Consider the following 5,355-nt stretch of genomic DNA (forward strand, 5'->3'; position numbering starts at 1 on the left):
GCGCTGGGGCGCGGGTGCCGGCCGCGCGGCTGCCGCGCGCCGGCGCGCCGGGTGCGCGGGCGGCGGGTCAGGTATCACATCGGCGCGGAGCCGGGCCAGATCAACGGCCGGCGATGGCGTCGTAACGGCGCGCTGTAGCCGCTCGTTGCCGAGCGCGGGTGATTGATCCCCGATGGGGGCTTCGTCCCCGCCACCGGCTCGTTCTCGCCTTGTCGGCCCGTGTGCCGTTCCATCCCACCCCTGCCCTCGCGGCGGGGTGTCGCGGACGGACCGCCGTGGGCCGTGGCACGCGCAGCGCCCCGTGGCCCCGCGCCCTCCCGCCCGTACCCGCGCGAGGGTCGCACCGGGAGCGCCGCACACCGTGATGCCCGTATATCCACACTTCCGGGGCGCAGGCCCCGCATCGAGGAGTACGTCGGATGTCTTCTGACTTCTTCATCCCGGACCCGGAGGGTCGGGTCCCCAGCGCCGCAGGCTACTTCGGCGACTTCGGCGGCAAGTTCATCCCCGAGGCGCTGGTCGCCGCGGTGGACGAGGTGGCCGCCGAGTACGAGAAGGCCAAGGCGGACCCGGCCTTCGCCGCCGAACTGAACGACCTGATGGTCAACTACACCGGGCGGCCCAGCGCCCTGACCGAGGTGCCGAGGTTCGCCGAGCACGCCGGCGGCGCCCGGGTCTTCCTCAAGCGCGAGGACCTGAACCACACCGGCTCACACAAGATCAACAACGTGCTGGGGCAGGCGCTGCTCACCAAGCGCATGGGCAAGACCCGCGTCATCGCCGAGACCGGCGCCGGCCAGCACGGCGTGGCCACCGCCACCGCCTGCGCCCTGTTCGGCCTCGAATGCACCATCTACATGGGCGAGGTCGACACCGAGCGCCAAGCCCTGAACGTCGCCCGGATGCGGATGCTCGGCGCCGAGGTCATCGCCGTGAAGTCCGGCAGCCGCACCCTCAAGGACGCCATCAACGAGGCGTTCCGGGACTGGGTCGCCAACGTCGACCGCACCCACTACCTCTTCGGCACGGTCGCCGGACCGCACCCCTTCCCGGCCCTGGTCCGCGACTTCCACCGGGTCATCGGCGTCGAGGCGCGCCGCCAGATCCTGGAGCGCGCCGGACGCCTCCCGGACGCCGCGGTGGCCTGCGTCGGCGGCGGCTCCAACGCCATCGGCCTCTTCCACGCGTTCATCCCCGACCCGTCCGTACGGCTCGTCGGCTGCGAGCCCGGCGGCCACGGCGTGGAGACCGGCGAACACGCCGCCACCCTCACCGAGGGCACCCCCGGCATCCTGCACGGCTCCCGCTCCTACGTCCTCCAGGACGAGGACGGGCAGATCACCGAGCCGTACTCGATCTCCGCCGGACTGGACTACCCCGGCATCGGCCCGGAGCACTCCTACCTCAAGGACACCGGCCGCGGCGAATACCGCGCCGTCACCGACGACGCGGCCATGCAGGCGCTGCGGCTGCTGTCGCGGACCGAGGGCATCATCCCGGCCATCGAGAGCGCCCACGCGCTGGCGGGCGCGCTGGAGATCGGCCGGGAGCTGGGCCCCGACGGGCTGATCCTGGTCAACCTGTCCGGGCGCGGCGACAAGGACATGGACACCGCGGCCCGCTACTTCGGGCTGTACGGGGCGCCCGCCGACGACACGGTGGAGGCCGACGACACCGACGCCACGGACACCGCGCTCGGCGCGCACGACGAGGGGAGCAAGTGATGGCGGGCAACGTCGGGCTGCTCAGCAGCACCCTGGCCGCGGCCAAGGAGGAGAACCGGGCCGCGCTGGTCGGATACCTGCCGGCCGGCTTCCCGACCGTGGACGGCGGCGTACGGGCCGTCACGGCGATGATCGAGGGCGGCTGCGACATCGTCGAGATCGGGCTGCCGCACAGCGACCCGGTCCTGGACGGCCCCGTCATCCAGACCGCCGACGACATCGCGCTGCGCGGCGGCGTCAAGATCAAGGACGTCATCCGCACGGTCGGCGAGGTGCACGCCGCGACCGGCGCGCCGGTGCTGTGCATGACGTACTGGAACCCGGTGGACGCGTACGGCGTGGAGCGCTTCGCCGCCGACCTGGCCGCGGCGGGCGGCGCCGGCTGCATCCTGCCCGACCTGCCGGTCGAGGAGTCCGGGGTGTGGCGCGCGGCGGCCGGACAGCACGGTCTGGCCACCGTGTTCGTGGTCGCGCCGAGCAGCCGGGACGAACGCCTGGCGAAGATCACCGAGGCGGGCAGCGGGTTCGTGTACGCGGCCTCGCTGATGGGCGTCACCGGCACCCGCGAGTCGGTCGGCCGCGAAGCCCAGGACCTGGTGCGGCGCACCCGGGCCACCACCGAGCTGCCGGTCTGCGTCGGCCTCGGCGTCTCGAACGCCGAACAGGCCGCGGAGGTCGCGCAGTTCGCGGACGGCGTGATCGTCGGGTCGGCCTTCGTCAAGCGGCTGCTGGACGCCGGGGATGATCTGGAGGCCGGCCTCGCGGGCGTCCGCGAGCTGGCGGGCGAACTGGCGGCGGGCGTGCGCAAGCGCGGCTGACGCCCGTCCCCCGTCGGGACCGCGTCCCTCGTTAGGACGAAGAACGCGGCGGAGGGGTGCGACGGCGCCCCTCCGCTTCGTTGTTCAGGGGCGTGAGCCAGAACAATCAAGACAAAAAGAGCAGCGCCCGTGAGCGGCTGCAGGCCCAGCGCGCGAAGGAGAAGGAGCGCGAGCGCCGCGGCCGGCAGCTGAAGGTCGCCGGAGCGGTGGTGGTGGTACTGGCCGTGGCCGGCGGCATCGGCGTATGGGCGGCCTCCTCGGGCGACGACTCCGGCGACAGCGGCAAGGTGGCCCTGCCCAAGGGCACGCAGGACAGCGACAAGCCCGCGGTGCCGGTCGGCAAGAAGGAGGCCCCGTCCACGCTCACCGTGTGGGAGGACTTCCGCTGCCCCGCCTGCGCCCAGTTCGAGAAGGGCTTCCGCGGCGCCGTCCACGAACTGGAGGACGCCGGGCAGCTCAAGACCGACTACCACCTCGCGACGATCATCGACGGCAGCATGGGCGGCAAGGGGTCGGTCACCGCCGCCAACGCCGCGCTCTGCGCCCAGGACGCGGGCCGCTTCCGCGAGTACCATGACGTGCTCTACGAGAACCAGCCGCCGGAGCAGCAGGACCGGTTCTCGGACAAGAAGTACCTGATCCAGCTGGCCGGGAAGGTGGACGGGCTGGTCAGCGACACCTTCACCCAGTGCGTCAACAAGGGCACGTACACGGACTTCGTGTACAAGTCCAACTCCGCCTTCACCAACTCCGGTTACCGCGGCACCCCGACGGTCCTGCTGAACGGCAAGAACCTCGCGGACGACAAGAACCTCACCCCCGACGGGCTGAAGCAGAAGGTCCGGGACGCCGCCAAGGACAAGAAGGCGGGCGGCGCGTCCGGGAACAAGCCGTCCGGCGCGAAGTCCGGCAGCGGTACGGGGGAGAGCGGCGGCTCGGCGGGGGCCTCGGCGGGCAATGCGGCCGGGCATTCGGCGGGGGCGGGGACGACGGCTGGGACGACTGCTGGGGCGACTGCTGGAGCGGGGCACAGTGCCGGTGCCGGTGCCGGGCACTCGGGAAGGGGCGCGGACGGGAGTACGGGCGGGAGCGCGGACGGCCGGGCCCCGGCGCGGTGACCGGCGGGCCCGGCCCGACGACGGCCGCGGCCGCCCCCGTAACCGTCCCCATGACGGTCCACGTAACCGACCGCCGACAGTGACGGTCGTTACACAGCCGTAGCCGGGTGGGTTGTCGTCGCGCCCACCTGGCGCGGTAGCGTCATCCCTGCCATGGACCTCGCATTCATTCCCAGCCCCTCGACGGGTGTCGTACACCTCGGCCCGATTCCCCTGCGCGGCTACGCCTTCTGCATCATCATCGGCGTGTTCGTCGGCGTCTGGCTCGGCAACAAGCGCTGGATCCAGCGCGGCGGCCGCTCCGGGACGGTCGCGGACATCGCCGTGTGGGCCGTGCCCTTCGGGCTTGTCGGAGGCCGTCTCTACCACGTCATCACGACGTACGAGCCGTACTTCGGCAAGGGCGGTCACCCCCTCAACGCCTTCAAGGTCTGGGAGGGCGGCCTCGGCATCTGGGGCGCCGTCGCGCTCGGCGCGGTGGGCGCCTGGATCGGCTGCCGCCGCCGCGGCATCCCGCTGCCCGCGTACATGGACGCGCTGGCGCCGGGCCTCGCCCTGGGCCAGGCGATCGGCCGCTGGGGCAACTGGTTCAACCAGGAGCTGTACGGCCGCGCCACCGACCTCCCGTGGGCGCTCAAGATCAGCGACGACCCGTCCGTCGGCCGGATCGGCGGCACCTACCACCCGACGTTCCTGTACGAGTCGCTGTGGTGTATCGGCGTAGCGCTGCTCGTCATCTGGGCCGACAAGCGCTTCAAGCTCGGACACGGGCGGGCCTTCGCCCTGTACGTGGCGTCCTACTGCGCCGGCCGCGCCTGGATCGAGTACATGCGGGTCGACGAGGCCCACCACATCCTGGGCCTGCGCCTGAACGTGTGGACCGCGCTCATCGGCCTCGTCCTGTCCGTCCTCTACATCGTCATCTCGGCGAAGAAGGTGCCGGGCCGCGAAGAGGTCGTCGAGCCGGGGGCGCAGGACGCGGTCACGGACGGCGCGGAGGCGGCGGACGGCAAGGACACCAAGACCGCCGAGCGTGCCGGGGAGGCGGGCACCAAGAAGCCCGAGACCACGGACAGCGGCAAGGAGAGCGTGGCCAATGGCGCCGCCAAGCTGACGAAGGACGCCGGGTCCGGAAGCCCGAGCGGCGGAAGCCGGAGTGGCGGAAGCCGGAGTGGCAAGGAGTCCTGACGTACGGCGGCGCATCGCCCGAGTTCGACGGAGGCCGTCCTGACCCGGTGGGGTCGGGGCGGCCTCCGGCGCGTCCGGCGGGCTCATCGGGTGGCCTTGTGGGCTCGCGGGTTGGCCTTGCGCTGGGTTTGCCGGTCCGCTCCGTAGCGGGCTCGTGGGGCGGCCTCGTGACAGGCTCGGGGGCTGGCTTTGTACCGGGCTCGTCAGTTCGCCCCTGTACTGGGCTCATCGGTCGGTCTCGTACCGGGTTCATCGGTCGGCACCCGTACTCAGGTCGGTGGTCCGACTCGTACCGGGACCCGGCCGGCCGCCAGCACGAGGACCCGGGACGAGGACCCGGCGGGCGGCAGCGACCACCGCCGGGCCGTTCGTCCGTACCGCAGTCGGACCGACCACCGCTGGGCGGCAGCGACCACCGCCGGGCCGCTTGCCCGTACCGCAGTCGGACCGACCACCCGCACCTCCGCCTCTCCTTGCTCTGGGGCCCCACCCCCCGCCCCCCACCCC

The 5,355-nt window shown here is 72.5% G+C and carries 5 protein-coding genes; all 5 read left to right on the forward strand.

Annotation, left to right across the window (positions count from 1 at the left end):
* Positions 1–3: 3 nt before the first annotated feature.
* The 5 genes from trpM (at position 4) to lgt (ending at position 4,848) form a co-directional block, all read left to right on the forward strand.
* Positions 4–138 (forward strand): tryptophan biosynthesis modulator TrpM, encoded by a 135-nt coding sequence (trpM, locus tag IH45_RS1000000151160; RefSeq protein ID WP_394298750.1) that lies wholly within the window; start codon positions 4–6, stop codon positions 136–138.
* Between the two features lie 281 nt (positions 139–419).
* Entirely contained in the window at positions 420–1,724 is a 1,305-nt protein-coding gene (gene trpB / locus IH45_RS0142040; protein WP_030682217.1) for a tryptophan synthase subunit beta, read from the forward strand.
* On the forward strand, positions 1,724–2,542 hold the full coding sequence (trpA, locus tag IH45_RS0142045) for a tryptophan synthase subunit alpha (protein ID WP_030682219.1): 819 nt from the start codon (positions 1,724–1,726) through the stop codon (positions 2,540–2,542). Before trpB ends, trpA begins: the two co-directional genes overlap by 1 nt.
* 92 nt (positions 2,543–2,634) lie before the next feature.
* On the forward strand, positions 2,635–3,660 hold the full coding sequence (locus IH45_RS01000000144745; RefSeq protein ID WP_032919508.1) for a DsbA family protein: 1,026 nt from the start codon (positions 2,635–2,637) through the stop codon (positions 3,658–3,660).
* 153 nt (positions 3,661–3,813) lie between these two features.
* The gene (gene lgt, locus IH45_RS0142055) at positions 3,814–4,848 is read left to right on the forward strand and encodes a prolipoprotein diacylglyceryl transferase (RefSeq protein ID WP_030682222.1); all 1,035 of its coding nucleotides are present in this window, start codon (positions 3,814–3,816) and stop codon (positions 4,846–4,848) included.
* The last annotated feature ends 507 nt before the right edge of the window (positions 4,849–5,355 follow it).

The sequence above is a fragment of the Streptomyces rimosus subsp. rimosus genome (genome assembly GCF_000720725.1).
In the GTDB taxonomy this organism is placed as follows: domain Bacteria; phylum Actinomycetota; class Actinomycetes; order Streptomycetales; family Streptomycetaceae; genus Streptomyces; species Streptomyces rimosus_A.